Source organism: Agrobacterium sp. ICMP 6402 (assembly GCF_009498615.1).
Taxonomy (GTDB): Bacteria; Pseudomonadota; Alphaproteobacteria; order Rhizobiales; family Rhizobiaceae; genus Agrobacterium; species Agrobacterium burrii.
In genome coordinates this window covers 261140-277743 of the sequence record NZ_QSNV01000003.1, presented here as the reverse complement: position 1 = coordinate 277743, position 16604 = coordinate 261140, and the positions used below count along the sequence as shown (strand labels likewise).

General features: G+C 59.9%; 14 protein-coding genes and 1 other RNA gene. 1 reads left to right on the top strand and 14 read right to left on the bottom strand.

Features of this window, described 5'->3' with window-relative positions:
* Positions 1-4: 4 nt before the first annotated feature.
* From ftsW to DXT96_RS12430, 11 genes are all read right to left on the bottom strand, one after another.
* A complete protein-coding gene (ftsW, locus tag DXT96_RS12480; protein ID WP_149900179.1) occupies positions 5-1159 on the bottom strand; it encodes a putative lipid II flippase FtsW in 1155 nt (384 codons plus the stop codon).
* A gap of 5 nt (positions 1160-1164) precedes the next feature.
* Positions 1165-2574, bottom strand: a complete 1410-nt coding sequence (gene murD, locus DXT96_RS12475; protein ID WP_153515047.1) for a UDP-N-acetylmuramoyl-L-alanine--D-glutamate ligase — start codon at positions 2572-2574, stop codon at positions 1165-1167.
* A 3-nt stretch (positions 2575-2577) separates the two neighbouring features.
* The gene (mraY, locus tag DXT96_RS12470; RefSeq protein WP_149900177.1) at positions 2578-3678 is read right to left on the bottom strand and encodes a phospho-N-acetylmuramoyl-pentapeptide-transferase; all 1101 of its coding nucleotides are present in this window, start codon (positions 3676-3678) and stop codon (positions 2578-2580) included.
* A 23-nt stretch (positions 3679-3701) separates the two neighbouring features.
* Positions 3702-5135, bottom strand: a complete 1434-nt coding sequence (locus DXT96_RS12465) for a UDP-N-acetylmuramoylalanyl-D-glutamyl-2,6-diaminopimelate--D-alanyl-D-alanine ligase (RefSeq protein WP_153515046.1) — start codon at positions 5133-5135, stop codon at positions 3702-3704.
* Positions 5132-6592: a UDP-N-acetylmuramoyl-L-alanyl-D-glutamate--2,6-diaminopimelate ligase gene (locus DXT96_RS12460; RefSeq protein WP_153515045.1), complete on the bottom strand. Its 1461-nt coding sequence runs from the start codon at positions 6590-6592 to the stop codon at positions 5132-5134. Before DXT96_RS12460 ends, DXT96_RS12465 begins: the two co-directional genes overlap by 4 nt.
* A 59-nt stretch (positions 6593-6651) precedes the next feature.
* Positions 6652-8394, bottom strand: a complete 1743-nt coding sequence (locus tag DXT96_RS12455) for a penicillin-binding protein 2 (RefSeq protein WP_149900174.1) — start codon at positions 8392-8394, stop codon at positions 6652-6654.
* Positions 8394-8948 carry a hypothetical protein gene (locus tag DXT96_RS12450; protein ID WP_149900173.1) on the bottom strand — a complete coding sequence of 185 codons (555 nt, stop codon included), beginning with the start codon at positions 8946-8948 and terminating at the stop codon, positions 8394-8396. Before DXT96_RS12450 ends, DXT96_RS12455 begins: the two co-directional genes overlap by 1 nt.
* 1 nt (position 8949) lies before the next feature.
* Positions 8950-9975: a 16S rRNA (cytosine(1402)-N(4))-methyltransferase RsmH gene (rsmH, locus tag DXT96_RS12445; RefSeq protein ID WP_149900172.1), complete on the bottom strand. Its 1026-nt coding sequence runs from the start codon at positions 9973-9975 to the stop codon at positions 8950-8952.
* 14 nt (positions 9976-9989) lie between these two features.
* Complete coding sequence (gene mraZ, locus DXT96_RS12440; protein WP_149900171.1) at positions 9990-10430, bottom strand: division/cell wall cluster transcriptional repressor MraZ; 441 nt, start codon at positions 10428-10430, stop codon at positions 9990-9992.
* 610 nt (positions 10431-11040) lie between these two features.
* Positions 11041-12042, bottom strand: a complete 1002-nt coding sequence (locus DXT96_RS12435) for an NADP-dependent oxidoreductase (protein WP_149900170.1) — start codon at positions 12040-12042, stop codon at positions 11041-11043.
* Positions 12043-12090: 48 nt separating this feature from the next.
* The gene (locus DXT96_RS12430) at positions 12091-12906 is read right to left on the bottom strand and encodes an oxidoreductase (protein ID WP_153515133.1); all 816 of its coding nucleotides are present in this window, start codon (positions 12904-12906) and stop codon (positions 12091-12093) included.
* Positions 12907-12994: 88 nt separating this feature from the next.
* On the opposite strand from DXT96_RS12430, the gene DXT96_RS12425 reads away from it, so the two are divergent.
* A complete protein-coding gene (locus DXT96_RS12425) occupies positions 12995-13426 on the top strand; it encodes a helix-turn-helix domain-containing protein (RefSeq protein WP_153515044.1) in 432 nt (143 codons plus the stop codon).
* Between the two features lie 160 nt (positions 13427-13586).
* Here the strand turns inward: DXT96_RS12425 and rnpB are convergent.
* The 3 genes from rnpB to DXT96_RS12410 form a co-directional block, all read right to left on the bottom strand.
* An RNA gene (gene rnpB / locus DXT96_RS12420) (RNase P RNA component class A) lies at positions 13587-13986 on the bottom strand.
* A 56-nt stretch (positions 13987-14042) separates the two neighbouring features.
* Positions 14043-15233 (bottom strand): FAD-binding oxidoreductase, encoded by a 1191-nt coding sequence (locus tag DXT96_RS12415; protein ID WP_153515043.1) that lies wholly within the window; start codon positions 15231-15233, stop codon positions 14043-14045.
* A 59-nt stretch (positions 15234-15292) separates the two neighbouring features.
* Positions 15293-16480 carry an FAD-binding oxidoreductase gene (locus tag DXT96_RS12410; protein ID WP_153515042.1) on the bottom strand — a complete coding sequence of 396 codons (1188 nt, stop codon included), beginning with the start codon at positions 16478-16480 and terminating at the stop codon, positions 15293-15295.
* Positions 16481-16604: the final 124 nt, after the last annotated feature.

The window sequence follows — 16604 nt, the reverse complement described above, 5'->3', positions numbered from 1 at the left end:
TCGTTTACTCCGCAGGAACGCCGGAACCGACGCGGAAGAAGCTGCGCTCCTGCGCCCGCTTTTCAGGTCTGTGGCGTGTCAGCGCCAGAAGGAAACCGGCCGTGACGCAGATCGCCATCATCGACGAACCGCCATAGGAAATCAGCGGCAGCGTCATGCCCTTGGCGGGCATAAGCTCCAGATTGACGCCGATATTGATCATCGACTGCATGCCGATCTGCAGCACGAGGCCAGCCACGGCAAAACGGCAAAAATCGTCCTTTTCTTTGAAGGCGTGCGACAGGCCGCGCAGCACGATGAAGGCGAAGATCGCAACGAGGAACATGCAGAAAACGATGCCGAATTCTTCCGCCGCCACCGAGAAGATGAAGTCGGTATGGCTGTCGGGAATGATGCGCTTGACGATACCCTCGCCCGGTCCGCGTCCGAACCAGTCACCGCGAATGATCGCCTCACGTGCGGTATCCACCTGGAACGTATCACCTTCGCCTGTCCAGAAGCGGTCGATACGACCCGCAACGTGCGGCAACATCAGATAGGCGGAAATAATGCCGCCGACACCGACGCCACCGAGCATGATGATCCAGAACCACGGCACGCCCGCCATGAAGAACATGCCGCCCCAGACAACCGAGGTCAGGATCGTCTGGCCGAAGTCCGGCTGGGCGATCAGGAGTGCTGCCACGATGCCGAAGGTGATGATGGCGAAGAGATTGCCGGGAATTTCAGGATGGCGCGCCCGTTCGGCAAACAGCCAGGCGCAGACGATCACAAAGGCAGGCTTCATGAATTCCGAAGGCTGGATCGAGAAGGTGCCGATGGAAATCCACCGACGTGCACCCTTGACCTCGATGCCGAAGAACAGCGCGAAGATCATCATCAACAGCGCGGCGATCAGCATGATGACCGCAACACGCCTGACCTGACGGGGCGACAGGAAGGAAAGGCCGACCATGATCGCCAGCGACGGCACCATGAACATCGCCTGACGTTCAACGAAGAAGAAGCTGTTGAGACCGATACGCTCGGCAACCGCAGGCGACGCCGCAAAGGACAGCATCAGGCCGATGCCCATCAGTGCGACGAACGCCGCCAGAAAGAAACGGTCGATAGTCCAGAACCATTCCGCGACCGGACCGCGATCAACTCGGCTTACCATGGCCTTCAGCCCCCTTTTCCAGAGTGAACGAGCATCGTCACGCCGTCGAGCGCCGCGACCAGCGCGACGAACGAATCACCTCTGATTTCAAAGTTCTTATATTGATCGAAGCTTGCGCAAGCCGGGGATAACATCACGACATTACCGGCCGTCGCATCTTTTTCCGCATTGGCTGCCGCATGCTGCACAGCCTTGTCCAGCGTGCCGGATATTTCATAAGGCACCGCCTCGCCGAGCGTCGCGGCAAATTCCGCCGCCGCCTCACCGATCAGATAGGCCTTGGCGATGTGAGGAAACAGCGGCGACAGGCTGGTTATGCCACCCGCCTTGGGAAGACCGCCGGCGATCCAGTAAATCCGCTCATAGCTTGAAAGCGCCGGTGCCGCAGCATCGGCATTGGTCGCCTTGCTGTCATTGATGAAGGTGACGTTGCCACGCCGGCCGACTGGCTGCATGCGATGTTTGAGACCGGGGAAGGATTTGAGACCGGCACGAACCTCATCTTCCGAGACGCCAACAGCAAGGCAGGCGGCAATCGCGGCCGCCGCATTCTGCGCATTGTGGCTGCCACGAAGGGTCTGGATACCATCAAGATCAACCAGCAGCGAAAATGTGCCGCCATGCGCCCGCAGGATACGGCTGCATTCGGCATAAAGACCCTCGGACACGACATTGCGCTTGGAAATGCGCTCCACCTTCACGCCGGCGCGCTCGATGCGGTCGGCAATCAGCGTCGAATGGCTGTCATCCACGCCGACGATCGCAGTGTTACTGCCAGCGACCAGCCGTTCCTTGACGTCGGCATAATGCTGCATCGTGCCATGCCGGTCGAGATGGTCAGGCGTCAGATTGAGAAGGATACCGGCAGTGGGATTGATCGTCGGTGCCAGATCGATCTGGTAGGACGAGCATTCGACGACGTAAAAACGTTGCGCTTTCGGCGGATCGAGGCTCAGCACCGCCGTGCCTATATTGCCACCGAGCTGCGTATCGCGGCCTGAAGCCTTGAGAATATGGGCGATCAGCGCCGTCGTCGTGGACTTGCCGTTGGTGCCGGTGATGGCGATGAAGGGGCAATCCGGCGCATGGGCGCGACGTTCGCGAATGAAAAGCTCGATATCGCCGATGATCTCGACGCCTGCCGCACGCGCAAGGTCAACCGACCAGTGCGGCTTCGGATGCGTCAGCGGCACGCCCGGCGCCAGCACGAAAGAGGACATCGAGGACCAGTCAATCGTGCGAAGGTCCGCCGTGGTGATGCCTTCAGCCTGCGCCTTGGCGACGCTGTCTGGATTGTCGTCGAAAGCAACAACATCCGCACCACCGGCCACCAGCGCCCGGGCCGTGACGAGACCCGAACCACCAAGCCCGAAAAGCGCGACCTTCTTACCTCTAAACGACGTGACCGGGATCATCGCTCACCTCAGCTTCAGGGTGGCGAGGCCAAGCAGTGCGAGGCCAACGGAAATGATCCAGAAACGGATAACCACCTGGCTTTCCGTCCAGCCTTTTTTCTCGAAATGATGGTGGATCGGGGCCATCAGGAAGACGCGCCTGCCGGTGCGCTTGAACCAGAAGACCTGGATGATGACAGAGAGCGTTTCCATCACGAACAGACCGCCAACGATGACCATGACGATTTCATGCTTGGTAGCGACTGCGATAGAGCCGATAAGACCACCAAGCGCCAGCGAACCCGTGTCGCCCATGAAGATGGCGGCGGGCGGCGCGTTGAACCACAGGAAACCGAGGCCCGCGCCGATGACAGCGCCGACGATGACGGCGAGTTCACCCGTGCCGGGCACGAAATTGATCTGCAGATAGTTGGCGAAAACCGCGTTGCCGGCGAGATAGGCAATCACGCCGAAGGTGGCGGCGGCGATCATGACGGGCACGATGGCCAAACCATCGAGACCATCCGTCAGGTTCACGGCATTGCCGGCGCCGACGATGACAAAAGCACCGAACAGCACGAAGAAATAGCTTAGATTGATCACGAATTCCTTGAAGAAAGGAAAGGCGATGGAGCTGCCGAGCGTGCCGCCATGCGGCGCGGAGGCGAGCGCCATCTTCATCATGAAGAACACGGCAATCGCCGCGATCAGGAATTCAAAGCCGAGACGGGCCTTGCCGGAAAAACCCTTGTCGCTCTGCTTCGTCACCTTGAGGTAATCGTCATAAAAGCCGATAGCCCCGAAACCCAGCGTCACCATCAAGACGGCGACGACATAGACATTCGACAGGTCACCCCAGAGCAGCGAACCGCCGAGAATGCCGGCAAGGATCATCAGTCCGCCCATGGTCGGCGTGCCGGCCTTCTTGAAATGGGTCTGCGGTCCATCGGCACGGATCGGCTGGCCTTTGCCCTGGCGAACGCGCAGCGAGTTGATGATCGCCGGTCCGAACAGGAAGACGATCAACGCAGAGGTGAACATCGCCGCGCCCGCCCGGAAGGTGATGTACCGGAAGAGGTTGAAGACTTGAACTTTATCCGACAGTTCGACGAGCCAGATCAGCATATTTGCCCTTTCAAAAGGCTATTTCAGACTTGGCGTTCCGTCTCGGGGAATGCCGGATACTTGTCAAGCAGGGCGGCGACAATCTTCCCGAAACCAAGCCCCAGTGACGATTTTACCATGAGCGCGTCTCCCGGTTGCACCCATTGCAGGGCGAAATCGGTGAGTTCCGCCGTCGTCGGGAACCAGATGACGGTGACGCTGTCCGGCAACGCATCGCGAAGGGCGGCCATCGCCTCACCCGCCAGCCAGACATGTTCGATACCAGCCGCCAACAACGGCCCGGCCAGTTCTTCATGCAGCTGCGCGGAAAATTCACCCATCTCCAGCATGTCGCCAAGAACCGCAACACGCCGGCCGTGGCCCTGCGTCTCGGTTTCCGCCAGCACGGCAATCGCCGCCCGCATGGAGGCCGGGTTGGCATTATAGCTCTCGTCGATCAGCAGGAAGGAGCCGCCTTCAATCGTCAGGCGATGGCGCTGGCCACGCCCTTTCACCGCCTCGAGTGTTCCAAGCGCCTCAAAAGCCCGATCTAGGTTGGCGCCGGTCACAGCGACGGCACCGAGCACGGCCATGGCGTTATCGGCGATGTGACGGCCGGGAACGTTCAGGTGCAATTCGCTGGTCTCGCCGTTCAGGATCGCCCAGATGGTTGAACCCGAAGGCGTGCTTTCGAAATCGGCAAGCCGGAAATCGGCCTTGGCGTGCTGTCCGAAAGTCAGAACATGTTCGATGCCCTGATCCTGCGCCGCCTCTTCAAGCTGCTCGAACTGGGCGTTGTCGCGGTTGAGAATGACGGAGCCGCCACCCTCCAGACCCTCGAATATTTCCGCCTTGGCAGCCGCGATCTCTTCGATATTCTTGAAATTGCCGAGATGGGCGGCGGCGATGGTGGTGATGATCGCCACATGCGGGCGCACCATCTTCACCAGCGGGCGGATTTCGCCGGAATGGTTCATGCCGATTTCGAACACACCGAATTCGGTATCGGCGGGCATGCGCGCCAGCGTCAGCGGTACGCCCCAATGGTTGTTGAAGGAAGCGACTGCCGCGTGAACCCGTCCCGACGGCTCCAGAGCCTGCCGCAGCATTTCCTTCGTCGTCGTCTTGCCGACCGAACCGGTCACCGCGATGATGCGCGCCGACGTTCTTTCACGTGCTGCAATAGCGAGCTTGCCGAGTGCGGCGAGAACATCCTCGACCACGATCATCGGCACGGTCAGCCGGCCGAGCGCCGGCAGCTTGCCTTCGGCCACCACCAGAAGGCCAGCACCATTCGCAACGGCAAAACTGGTATAATCATGGCCGTCGACCCGATCACCCTTGATGGCGAAGAAGGCCTCTCCCGGCTTGACCGTCCGGCTGTCGATGGAAATGCCGGTGATTCCGGTCGGCAGGTTGCCCACCGGGCGTCCTGCCGTGATGGCGATCATGTCGGCGACTGTCCATAACCAGCTCAAATCTTCAATCCTTCCAGCGCGGAACGCACCTGTTCATGATCGGAAAACGGCAGCGTCACCGAACCGACGATCTGCCCCTCTTCATGCCCCTTGCCCGCGACGATCAGCGTATCGCCGTTTGAAAGCAGCGATACCGCATGGTGGATAGCCTGCGACCTGTCGCCAATTTCCACTGCACCCGGTGCCGCCGCCATGACTTCGGAACGGATCGTGGCTGCGTCTTCCGAGCGCGGATTATCGTCGGTGACGATGACAATGTCGGAAAGCCGCGTCGCCACTTCACCCATGATCGGGCGTTTGCCCTTGTCACGGTCACCGCCGCAACCAAACACGGTGATGATGCGGCCCGACGTGAAAGGTCTGACCGAAGTCAGCACATTTTCCAGCGCATCCGGCTTGTGGGCATAATCCACATAGGCAAGCGCGCCGTTCTTTGTCTGGCCCACCAGCTCCAGCCGGCCGGCAGCGCCGATCAGCTTTTCAAGCGCCTTCATCGCTACAGTGGCGGAAACGCCGGTGGACATGGCAAGACCGGCCGCAACCAGCGCATTGGCCACCTGAAAATCGCCGGCGAGCGGAATATCCACCTCGTGGATCACGCCGTCATGATGCACTTCGATCATCTGCCGGTGACGGAAATGCTCCACCCGTTTCAGCGTCAGGTAATCGCCCTTGCGGCCGACAGTGCGAACATCAAGGCCCGCATCACCAGCAGAGCGGATCGCCTGCTCCGACCAGGGATCGTCGGCAAAGATCACCGCTGGCGCACCTTTTTCCATCAGCGTATCGAACAGCCGCATCTTCGCGGCCATATAGTCCTCAACAGTCGGATGATAATCCATATGATCGCGACCGAGATTGGTGAAACCGGCCGCCGCAAGCTTCACGCCATCGAGGCGGCGTTGGTCGAGGCCGTGGCTCGAAGCCTCCATCGCCGCATGGGTGACGCCCTCGGTGGCAAGCTCGGCCAGAAGCGCATGCAGCGTTACCGGATCCGGCGTCGTCAGCGCACCATAATCCTCGCGGCCCGGAGCGATGACGCCCGTCGTGCCGATTTGCGCGGCCGCATGGCCGGCAAAGGCCCAGATCTGCCGCACGAAGGAGGCGACGGACGTCTTTCCAGCCGTGCCGGTGACAGCAACCATGGTTTCAGGCTGTTTTCCATAAAACCGGGCGGCGGCAAGGGAGAGATAGAGGCGCGGATCGGTGACAGCGAGGACCGGCACATCGGCCTCCACCGCATGTGCGGAAACGACGGCGACCGCACCCTTGGCAACCGCGTCTTTCACATAGGCCGCGCCATCCGCCTTGGTGCCAGCGACCGCCACGAACAGGCTGCCGGGCTGAGCCTTGCGGCTGTCTGCGGTTATTCCCCCGATTTCGATCGCCCCGATCTCAGACAGGAGCAATTCTTTCAATTCCGGAAACGCGTTTCCGGATATATCTCGCAAATTCATCGACTGTGTCCGTCTTGTCCCCCCGGCGCGAATCGCCGGAACATCATAAGCTCTAACAATCAATAAGACACGAGCAAGGCCGAGCCATCCTTGCCGAACTTCGGCTTCACGCCCAGAACCGCTGCGGTGCGCGCGATAATATCGCGCACCATCGGCGCTGCGGACGTGCCGGCAAGTGCTGCGCCATTGCCCTTGTCCGTTTTCGGTTCATCGATGAAGGTCAACACCACATATTGCGGGTCGTCGATCGGAAAGGCTGACAGGAAGGCGTTGAAGTTCTTGTCACGCACATAACGGCCATTGACGACCTTGTCCGCCGTGCCGGTCTTGCCGCCAACGTTGAAACCGTCGACGCGCGCATTGCGGCCCGATCCGTTCACACCGTTCCATTCAAACAGGAAGCGCATATCCTTGCTGGTGGTGGGTTTCAGAACCTGCTTGGCAACCAGATCCGCCTGTTCGCGGGTGCGCGGCAGGAAGGTCGGCTCGATCAGCTTGCCGCCATTGACAAGGGCTGCGCCGGCAACCGCCGTCTGCAGCGGCGTCGTCGAAACGCCGTGACCGAAGGAAATGGTGATGGAGTTGATCTTCTTCCATTCACGCGGCTGCGAGGGCAGCGCCACTTCAGGCAATTCAGTCTGCATACGGGTCAAAAGCCCGAGCTTCGTCAGAAACTCCTTGTGGCCTTCGGTGCCGACAGTGTCGGCGATCTTGGCCGTACCGATATTGGACGAAAACTGGAAGATTTCCGGCACCGACAGAACGCGGTTCTTGCCATGGAAGTCCTTGATGGTGAAACCACCGATCCGGATCGGATAACGGGCATCGAAACTGTCACCCAGACGCACGCGGCCAGAATCGAGGCCCATGGCGATGGTGAAGGACTTGAAGGTCGATCCCATTTCGAACGTGCCGTTCGACATGCGGTTGAGCCAGCCCTCTTTCGCGCCTTCGGCCGGGTTGTTCGGATCGTAATCCGGCACGGAGGCCATGGCGAGAACTTCACCCGTATGCACATCCAGAACGACGGCGCCGGCACCGATTGCCTGGAACTTGGCGATTGCGGAGGTTACGACCTCACGCACGATAGACTGCACGCGCAGATCGATCGAGAGCTTTACCGGTTCCAGCGGCTGGTCGCTGGTCATGCCGAGCGCTGTCAGATCGGCAAGGCCCTGATTGTCTACATAGCGCTCCATGCCCGCCACGCCGCGATTGTCGATGTTCACGTGACCGACGACGTGGGCAGCCGTTGGCCCGCCCGGATAGAACCGGCGTTTTTCCGGACGGAACCCCACGCCGGGAATGCCGAGTGCGAGAATCTGGCTCTGCTGCTTGGGCGTCAACTGACGGCGCAGCCACTGGAAACGGGAATTGGAGGTGAGCTTCTGATAGGTGCCGCGCTGGTCGAGATCAGGCAGAACGGTACGCAGCTTCTCGATCGCCTCATCGATATCGACGATGCGATGCGGCTCGGCAAACAGCGAAACGGTGCGGATGTCGGTGGCGAGAACCTCACCGTTACGGTCAAGAAGGTCGGGACGCGACGCCATCAGCCTGTCGGCGGGCGCGATGCTTGAAACGGTTTCCTGTTCCGCGATGCCATATTGCACCAGACGACCGCCAACGACGCCGTAAAAAGCGATGAATCCGAAAATGATCAGGCCGACCCGGCTTTTCGCTTGGGCAGCGCGCCTTTTGCGGGCGCCCTCGAAAGCCGCATGGTCGGCGTGAACGCCGGTGGTGCTGGCGGAAAAGTGAGCCTTGCTCTTCAAAACCATGGCGCGGGAGAGAAAAGACATCAGCGGTTCACCGATCCTGTTATCGTGTCATCCATGTCGTCGGTTTCATCACCGGCGACGGCGGAGACGGCCGGAGCCGCGGTGGGACGGGAAACACGCGCCCTCGGCGTCGGAACCGGAGCGCCATTGGCAGCGATCTGGCCCGCCGGCGGCGATTTCTTTTTGGTGGCAGCGCCAAGCGTCGCGCCCGGCCTGGAACCGTTAACGGCGGCGGCGATCACATCCTCGACGCTCATGCCTTCCGGCTCAGGCGGCTGCGGCAATTGCGAACGCAGCATGGGAAGTTCGCGCGGCTGCGCCAATTGTGTCGGCAGCGTCGGCGAAAGGCCAAGCTCGTCCTGATAGGCATTGACGAGGCGGTGCAGGCGGTTCGGCTGCGTCAGCAGCGCCCAGTCGGCCCGCAACAGATCGATCGTATCCTTCTCGAGCTTGATTTCAGCCTCGAGCTTGCGGACCTCTTCCAGCTTCAGATCGGCCTTGTGCTTGATCGAATAGGTCACGACGGCCGCAGCAACCATGACCCCCATCAAGATGACATCGAAAGTGCGCAGCATATCAGCCTCCCATCTTTTCAAGGCTGGCGAGATCGGGAAGTTCGAAAATCGAGAAATCCGCCGCCCGCACCGGCGCGGTCGTGCGCAGACCCGCCCGCAACTTCGCCGAGCGCGCACGCGGATTAAGCTCCGCTTCCTCTTCGCTGGCAGCGATCATCGGCTTGCCGATATTGTCGAAAATGGCCGGCTTGTCTTCGACCATCGGCAGATGCCGGGAACCGGCAGCTTTACCCGAACGGTCGGAGAAGAATTTTTTGACGATGCGGTCTTCCAGCGAATGGAACGTGACGACGACCAGCCGCCCACCGGGCTTCAAGGACCGCTCGGCAGCGAAAAGCGCCTGCGCCAGCTCGCCGAGTTCGTCATTGACGAAAACGCGAAGCGCCTGAAACACCCGTGTTGCGGGGTGGATCTTGTCTTTTGCTTTGCGCGGCGTGACGATCTCGATGAGACCGGCGAGATCACGCGTGGTGCGGAAGGGCTCTTCCGCCCTCCTCTTCTCGATGGCGCGGGCAATGCGGCCCGGCTGCTTTTCTTCACCGAGAAAACCGAAGATACGGATCAGATCACCAACCTTCGCACGATTGACGACATCCGCCGCCGACACGCCCGAAGCCGACATCCGCATATCGAGAGGGCCGTTTTTCTGGAAGGAAAATCCGCGTTCCGCCTCGTCGATCTGCATGGAGGAGACGCCGATATCGAGAACGACGCCGTCAAGGCCGCCTTCAGGCGCGTGGCTGGCCAGATCGGAAAATTGCGATTGAATAAGGGTAAGCCTGCCGCCATTGGCGGCAACCATCGCCTGACCGCCGGCAATTGCGGTCGGATCGCGGTCGAGCGCGATGACGTTGGCGCCCTGATCGAGAATGGCCTGGGTGTAGCCGCCGGCGCCGAACGTGCCGTCGAGGATGATCTTTCCGGATGCGGGCTCAAGCGCGGCAATGACTTCGCGAAGCAGGACCGGGACGTGACGCTGAGGTCCGCCATCGGCATCAGAAGATCGCCCGCCAGAATTCGCCGCCATTCCGTGTCCCCGTCCTATGCGGGGCGAGCAGCCGAAAAACCGCGCCCCGCTCTTGCTGCCGCCTGCGCGCCCAAAAACGCCTGCGGTTGCCAAAGCTGAAAATGATCCGCTCGTCCGACGAAGGTGACCTCGGTGGATATGCCGGTGAATTCCCGCACGAAATCCGTCACCATCAACCGACCTTCCTGGTCGAGCTTCATGAAGATACCGCCGCCGTGAACCAGCAGCGACATCGCGTTCGCCTCCGGCGAGAAGGCATCCATGGATGCAATCTGCCGCTCGTAGCGTTCCAGCAAATCCGGACCGCCGACACTGATTGCCGGAAAAGCGAAATCCTGAAGGCAATAAAGCTCCTGGATACCGCGCCTCACCAGCACCGAACGAAACGGAGACGGAACCGAAACGCGCCCCTTGGCGTCGATCCTGTTCGTCACGTTCGATAAAAAGCGGTCCATTACTCAACTCGCCCAAACCGCAATCCGCCAGGCGAACCATCCGCCCCACAGACAACACCGGTACGCACGACACATCGCCAAGCGCCAGGGCAACATGCCCTGCAGCAGCCCCTTGCAGGCTCCTCACTCGTTTCAGCGATTGCGGGTCAAAAACACGACCCAGTGTGGTGTGCATTTGGGATACCATGGGACACTATGGGCGTCAATGGGAGAAGCCGGCACGATACCGACTTCGCATCGGAAATTCATAAGCCGTTAAGTTTAACGAATGGTTTACTTCGCACAGGAAGATGCTGTTTCACGGCACACCAAGACGCAGTGAAATCACCGTTTTTCTGTTTTAAAACAATGGAATGATTTGCGAGACCCCGCTCTTGATCTCAGTCGCGAGGGTCATCATTGAAATTTCATGGCTCTTACGCATCGTTCAGCACACGACACTGGCCAACACGACCCCGACCAAATGCGTCCAAGACGAAACCGGCGCTGGTACCCGGTGCCTCAGGAGAAAAGGCTACGGCATCTACCCGATTGAGAGCAATCTCAGCAAAGAAGCGCAGCGTTTTGCAGGGTCGCCCGATAGGTCAAAAACCAGCCCGGACTACAGTCATCACTTCACTGCGATGACGACCTTCCCTTTCGCACGACCCGTCTGGACATAATCCAATGCCTCATTGGTCTTCTCGAACGGGAAGACCCGATCCACTACCGGACGTATGCTCCCCGCCTCGATCAGAGAGGTAATCTTTTCAAGCTGCCCGCCATTCGCTCTCATGAAGAGAAAAGAATAGCCGATCCCCCGGCGTTTCGATTTTCTCCGGATACCGGAGCTTAGCAGACGCATAACCTGCCGAAGCAGCCAGCCAAGGCCATTCTGCCGCGCGAAATCCAGATCGGGCGGACCGGAAATTGAAATCAGCTTCCCGCCCGGCTTGAGCACCGCAAGGGATTTTTCCAGCGTGTCCTTCCCGAGGCTGTTCAGCACGAGGTCGTAGCCCTGCAACACGTTCTCGAAGTCTTCCTTCTTGTAGTCGACCACGACGTCTGCCCCGAGACTTTTCACAAGCGCCACATTGGCTGTACTCGTGGTTGTGGCTACATATGCCCCGAGATGCCTGGCAAGCTGGATCGCGATAGTGCCTACGCCACCCGAGCCGGCATGGATCAGAACCTTCTGTCCCTTTTGCACATTGGCCCGCTCGACAAGCACCTGCCATGCCGTCAGGGCGACGAGTGGCATGGACGCCGCCTCCTCCATGGTCAGATTGTTCGGCTTGATCGCTACATCGGCCTCATCAATGGCAATGTACTCTGCAAATGTTCCGATGCGATTCTGGTTCGGGCGGGCATAGACCTCGTCATCGGGCTTGAATTTGCGGACATTCGCGCCGACGCGGACCACAACTCCCGCCACATCGTTGCCCAGCACCAGTGGAAGGCGGTATGGCAGGATAAGCTTGAACTCTCCGTCCCTGATCTTGTTGTCCAGAAGGTTCACGCTGGCGGCTCGGATTTCGACCAGAACGTCGTTTGCGCGCAACTCAGGTTCGGGGCTATCGCTGAGCCGGAGAGCGCCGCCTTTTGCATAGCGATCAATCAGGAATGATTTCATCAAACTAACTTTCGTTTCTGTGGTCAGCCGACAGCACGGGCGATAAGCTCAATCGGGAAGTCTGCTGAATTTCCGAAAGCTCTTGTCGACGAACGACTCAGGCAGGAAGCGGCGGATAAAGCGGGCCTGTCCCGCAGCTTTTCCGGCAGTATAGCGCCGTTTGGGTGACGCCGCATTGGCGGCCTGTACGATAACGTTCGCGACCACCTCGGGCGCATCGCCCTTTTCGATGATCTCGCGCATCAATTTCTCCGCATCCGCACGAACCGTATCGTAGACGGCAAGCGGCCGGTCCGGCCGCGTAATGTTCTCTTCAAAAGACGTGCGGGTTACCCCCGGCTCGACAAGTACGATGCGGATACCGTGCGTTCGCACCTCATGATCAAGAGATTCTGAATAACCTTCGATGGCGTGCTTGGTTGACGCGTAAAGTGCATTATAGGGGGCGGGGATCAGCCCGAGTATGGAGCTGAGGTTGACAATCCGGCCTCGACCCTGCCGCCTCATGAAGGGCAGGACCGCATTGGTCATTCTCATGGTGCCGAATACGTTGACGTCGAATACGACCTTCGCCTGTTCAACCGACGATTCCTCAGCGCCGCCAAGCAGTCCGATTCCGGCATTATTGACGAGAAGATCAATCCGCCCTGCCCGGCCGAGGACCTCATCCACGGCACGCTGCACGGATGCATCGTCGACAACATCGCAGATCAGCATCGTGATTCCGTCAGCAGTATCGGGCATCGGTTTTCGGCTCGTGCCGAAGACACGGTAACCATCGCGCCGCAGCGCCTGCGCCGTCACCAGCCCGATGCCGGAGGACGCGCCCGTGACCAGGGCAATGCCGCGTTCTGTCTTGCTCATCTCTTCCGCCTTCATTTTATCGTGGAACATTGATGAACATTCAGTTACTATCAAATCAGTATTAAGTCACTACTAAAAAGATATCGACATGAAAAAACTTTCTGAGCAACCCTGTCTGATCGCCCGCAGTCTGGCGCTTGTGGGAGACGCATGGAGCATGCTGATCATGCGCGACGCCCATGCGGGGCTCACCCGTTTCGACGATTTTCGCAAGAGCCTCGGTATCGCTCCGACGATGCTGACCGGGCGGCTTTCATCGTTGACGGAGGAGGGATTATTGATGAAACGCCGCTATTCCGACCGCCCGCCACGGGACGAATATGTACTGACGGAAGCTGGCCGCGATTTTTTGCCGGTGCTGTTTGCTATCGGCGCCTGGGGACGTAAACATCGCGGCGGGGGCGAGGTGACCCGGTTTTTCGATGCCGAAACCGGAACCGAGATCGACCCCGTCACCATCGATCGCGCGACCGGCGCTCCGGTCGGAACCCGCCCTATTCGGGTCGCGATGCCCGAATGATCCACCCATCGCAGACGAAAGAGCGCCGATGCTGGCGCAACATCGAAGCGGTTCTGAGCGAGCCATTTCGCAAAGGCAAATCACGAGAGCATTAAGCGCTCTCGCCCGCACCGGAAATGCTCCGGAAGAATAGAGGCACCGCACACAAGGTCGGGGGAAATTCGCCAGTTGGCCTGTAAGCCGGGTTCTGTATGGCCCCGGTTTGACCCGGAACGTGGCAGCCATTCATCTGGGACGGCATTTGCATGCCGCCTCTCGCAACCCACCCGGATGACGACCCGGAAACCGGCTGTAGACGGACTTTCGCCCATCCCGTGTCATCCCTATTCGGTCTTGCTCCCGGTGGGGTTTACCTTGCCACCGCTGTCACCAGCGGCGCGGTGGGCTCTTACCCCACCCTTTCACCCTTACCATGCAGGCATGGCGGTTTGCTCTCTGTGGCACTTTCCCTGGGGTCGCCCCCGCCGGACGTTATCCGGCACCGTATTTCCGTGGAGCCCGGACTTTCCTCACCTTACCGTCTTTCGACATTGGTAAAGCGCGGCTGCCCGGCCAACTGGCATGCGCTGCATAACCATGTTCTGGAACGAAAGCCACCGAAAAGCGCAACAAACGATCAAAGAAATGCCGGTTTAAAATCCGTTGTGAAAGCCTCGTCGGCAATTTCACCGTCCCGCAGCAATGCGGCACCCAGCCGCCCGATCTCGTCGGAACTCTTGGCCGCCGTCCCGTTGCCACCTGTCAGAACCGCGATATGCGGCGAAGCCGTAAAGCCGATGGCGGGATAACCGCTCCGTGTTTTGGAAACGACGCAGGCGGCCATCGAGACACGCGAGAGATCGACGGCAGGCACCAGCGCTCCGACGATGGCTGACAGATGATCACGCACGCTTTCACGCCCACCGGAACGGAACCATTCCCGGATTTCCGGGTCGCTGCCAACAGGCTTGTCGTCGGGATCACCGCCGATTTTCAGATAGAATTTGCCATCGGGATACCGCACCGGCGGCAGCAGATAGATATGTTTCGTCGTGTCGCGCGGCTCGTAGATCAGCGACGGCATGGCTGCATATTGCCCAAGATCGGTTTCATCAATCTCGAAGAAAGCGACAGTCCGCGCATAGACATCAAGCGCGACCGGCTGCGGCAGCAGATCCTTCGTGATCGAGAAACCGCCGGCCGCCACCAGCACCCGGTCTGCGGAATAAACCGCCCCCGAAGCCGTCTGAACCGATGCGCGGCCATCCTCTTCCCGCGTCGAGACGACGATATCATCGATCAGCGCAACACCCGCCTTTGCCGCCAGAATAGCCTGCGCCTTCACCAGCGCGCGTGGATTGACGTATCCGGCATTGTCCCTTTCGAAGACGCCTTCGCAGCCCGGTTCGAAGGAGAAATAGGGAAAGCGGCTTTTCAGGCTTTCACCATCCAGCAATTCCGTCGAAACGCCGAGCCGCGCCGCTGCCTTGCGAACATCGTCGACAAACGGATTGTCACCGCCCCGCTCCGGCCCCACCATCAGGCAACCTACCGGTGCGTAAAATTCCACGCCGCTTCTCGCGGCAATATCGGCATAACGCGCAATCGAGCGGTTGGCGAGCAGCGCCCAGTCGGCGTCACCATCGATGGTGCGGGTAATGCGCGCCTCATCATAGTGGCTGGCGAAAACGCCCTGGTGCGATTTGATATCGGCAGGTTCACAGGGGCCGATTAGCGCGACGCCCTCCACCGTTTCCGCCAGATGGCGGGCGGCGGCGGCACCCATCATGCCACGACCAACGACGATATAGTTGAAATGCCCCGACATGCCGCCCTCTTCATCCACCCTGTTCAATCGCAACCTTGTAGCCGCTTCGCAGAAGGATGTCAGACGAAAACCGGCGACATTTCGGCGGCGAATTCATCCTCGGTCAGTTGACCGTTGAGAAGCAGCACCGCGCCCAGCCGCCCGATTTCATCCGACGACTTGGCGGAGACGAAATTACCGCCGGTCAGAACCGCAATATTGGAAGATTGCGTATAACCGATATAGGGATAACCGCTACGGGTAATGGAGGCGACGCAGGAACCGGAGGTCACGGGGCAGCCAGCAAGTTCCGGCATCAACGACAATGCCTTCTTCGTCAGGAATTCGACCTCGCCGGGCGTGCCGTCCGAGTGGAACCACTCCACCGCCTCGGTCAGCGTCTCGAGCCTGCCTTTCTCGCTCTCACCACCAATTTTCAGATAGATCCTGCCATCGGGATACCGCACCGGCGGCAGGATGTAGACGATGTCGTCCTCCGTCTCCGCCAGCACGATGGTTGACGGCATGGAGCCGAACATGGCCTGCCTTGCCTCATCCAGCTCGAAAAATACGATGGTGCGGCCCGTCGCCGCCATATCGACCGGCGATGGCAGCAGCTCGGCCATGTTGGTGAAACCACCCGCTGCCACGATGACCTTTTCGGCGGTGTGAACAACACCTTGCCGCGTTACCACCTCGACGCCTTGCGAAGTATCGCGAATATGCGCTGCAGTCTCGCGCACCAGCCGCGCGCCCTGTGCCTCGGCAATTGCGCATTGCGCCTTCACCAAGGCGCGCGGATTGACGTGGCCGGCATTGCGGGCCTCGAAATAACCGCTGTGATCGGCCGGGAGGGAAAACATCGAAAATCGGTCGGCAAGCCGGTCGACACCGAGCGTTTCCACGCTGAGACCGAGACGTTCAGCCGACGAAAGCGCCCGCGACACATAGTCTCCGGCAAGCCCCTTGCCATTTCCGGTAAACAGGCAGCCCGCTTCGGTGAAAAACCGGATGCCGCTTTTGGCCTCGATCTCCGCATAACGCTGGATAGAACGCCGCGCGAGTTCCGCCCATACCGGATCGCCGTCAAACCCACGGGTAATACGCGCTTCGTCGTAGTGGCTTGAAAATACGCCTTTGTGGCTCTTGCGATCGGCAGGCTCACCCGGCCCGATCAGCGCCACGCCGTCCGTTTGCGCCGAAAGGTGCCGCGCCGCGGCCGCACCCATCATCCCGGCCCCGACCACGATATATTTGAAATCCGGCATGACATGCTCCGTATCAGATTTATTCCTGACTACAGCATGCCCGCGCGAACCGGAATCGCTTTTCGCAAAAGCTTGGGGCGTTGTCGGATTTCCGGGCGGAAAACCCGTTCCGCTTTTCCAGGCA

Excerpts from the sequence above, each read along its gene's own strand:
- ftsW (WP_149900179.1), bottom strand. The coding sequence starts at position 1,159 with ATGGTAAGCCGAGTTGATCGCGGTCCGGTCGCGGAATGGTTCTGGACT.
- murD (WP_153515047.1), bottom strand. The coding sequence starts at position 2,574 with ATGATCCCGGTCACGTCGTTTAGAGGTAAGAAGGTCGCGCTTTTCGGG.
- mraY (WP_149900177.1), bottom strand. The coding sequence starts at position 3,678 with ATGCTGATCTGGCTCGTCGAACTGTCGGATAAAGTTCAAGTCTTCAAC.
- DXT96_RS12460 (WP_153515045.1), bottom strand. The coding sequence starts at position 6,592 with ATGAATTTGCGAGATATATCCGGAAACGCGTTTCCGGAATTGAAAGAA.
- DXT96_RS12455 (WP_149900174.1), bottom strand. The coding sequence starts at position 8,394 with ATGTCTTTTCTCTCCCGCGCCATGGTTTTGAAGAGCAAGGCTCACTTT.
- DXT96_RS12450 (WP_149900173.1), bottom strand. The coding sequence starts at position 8,948 with ATGCTGCGCACTTTCGATGTCATCTTGATGGGGGTCATGGTTGCTGCG.
- rsmH (WP_149900172.1), bottom strand. The coding sequence starts at position 9,975 with ATGGCGGCGAATTCTGGCGGGCGATCTTCTGATGCCGATGGCGGACCT.
- mraZ (WP_149900171.1), bottom strand. The coding sequence starts at position 10,430 with ATGGACCGCTTTTTATCGAACGTGACGAACAGGATCGACGCCAAGGGG.
- DXT96_RS12435 (WP_149900170.1), bottom strand. The coding sequence starts at position 12,042 with ATGAAATCATTCCTGATTGATCGCTATGCAAAAGGCGGCGCTCTCCGG.
- DXT96_RS12430 (WP_153515133.1), bottom strand. The coding sequence starts at position 12,906 with ATGAGCAAGACAGAACGCGGCATTGCCCTGGTCACGGGCGCGTCCTCC.
- DXT96_RS12425 (WP_153515044.1), top strand. The coding sequence starts at position 12,995 with ATGAAAAAACTTTCTGAGCAACCCTGTCTGATCGCCCGCAGTCTGGCG.
- DXT96_RS12415 (WP_153515043.1), bottom strand. The coding sequence starts at position 15,233 with ATGTCGGGGCATTTCAACTATATCGTCGTTGGTCGTGGCATGATGGGT.
- DXT96_RS12410 (WP_153515042.1), bottom strand. The coding sequence starts at position 16,480 with ATGCCGGATTTCAAATATATCGTGGTCGGGGCCGGGATGATGGGTGCG.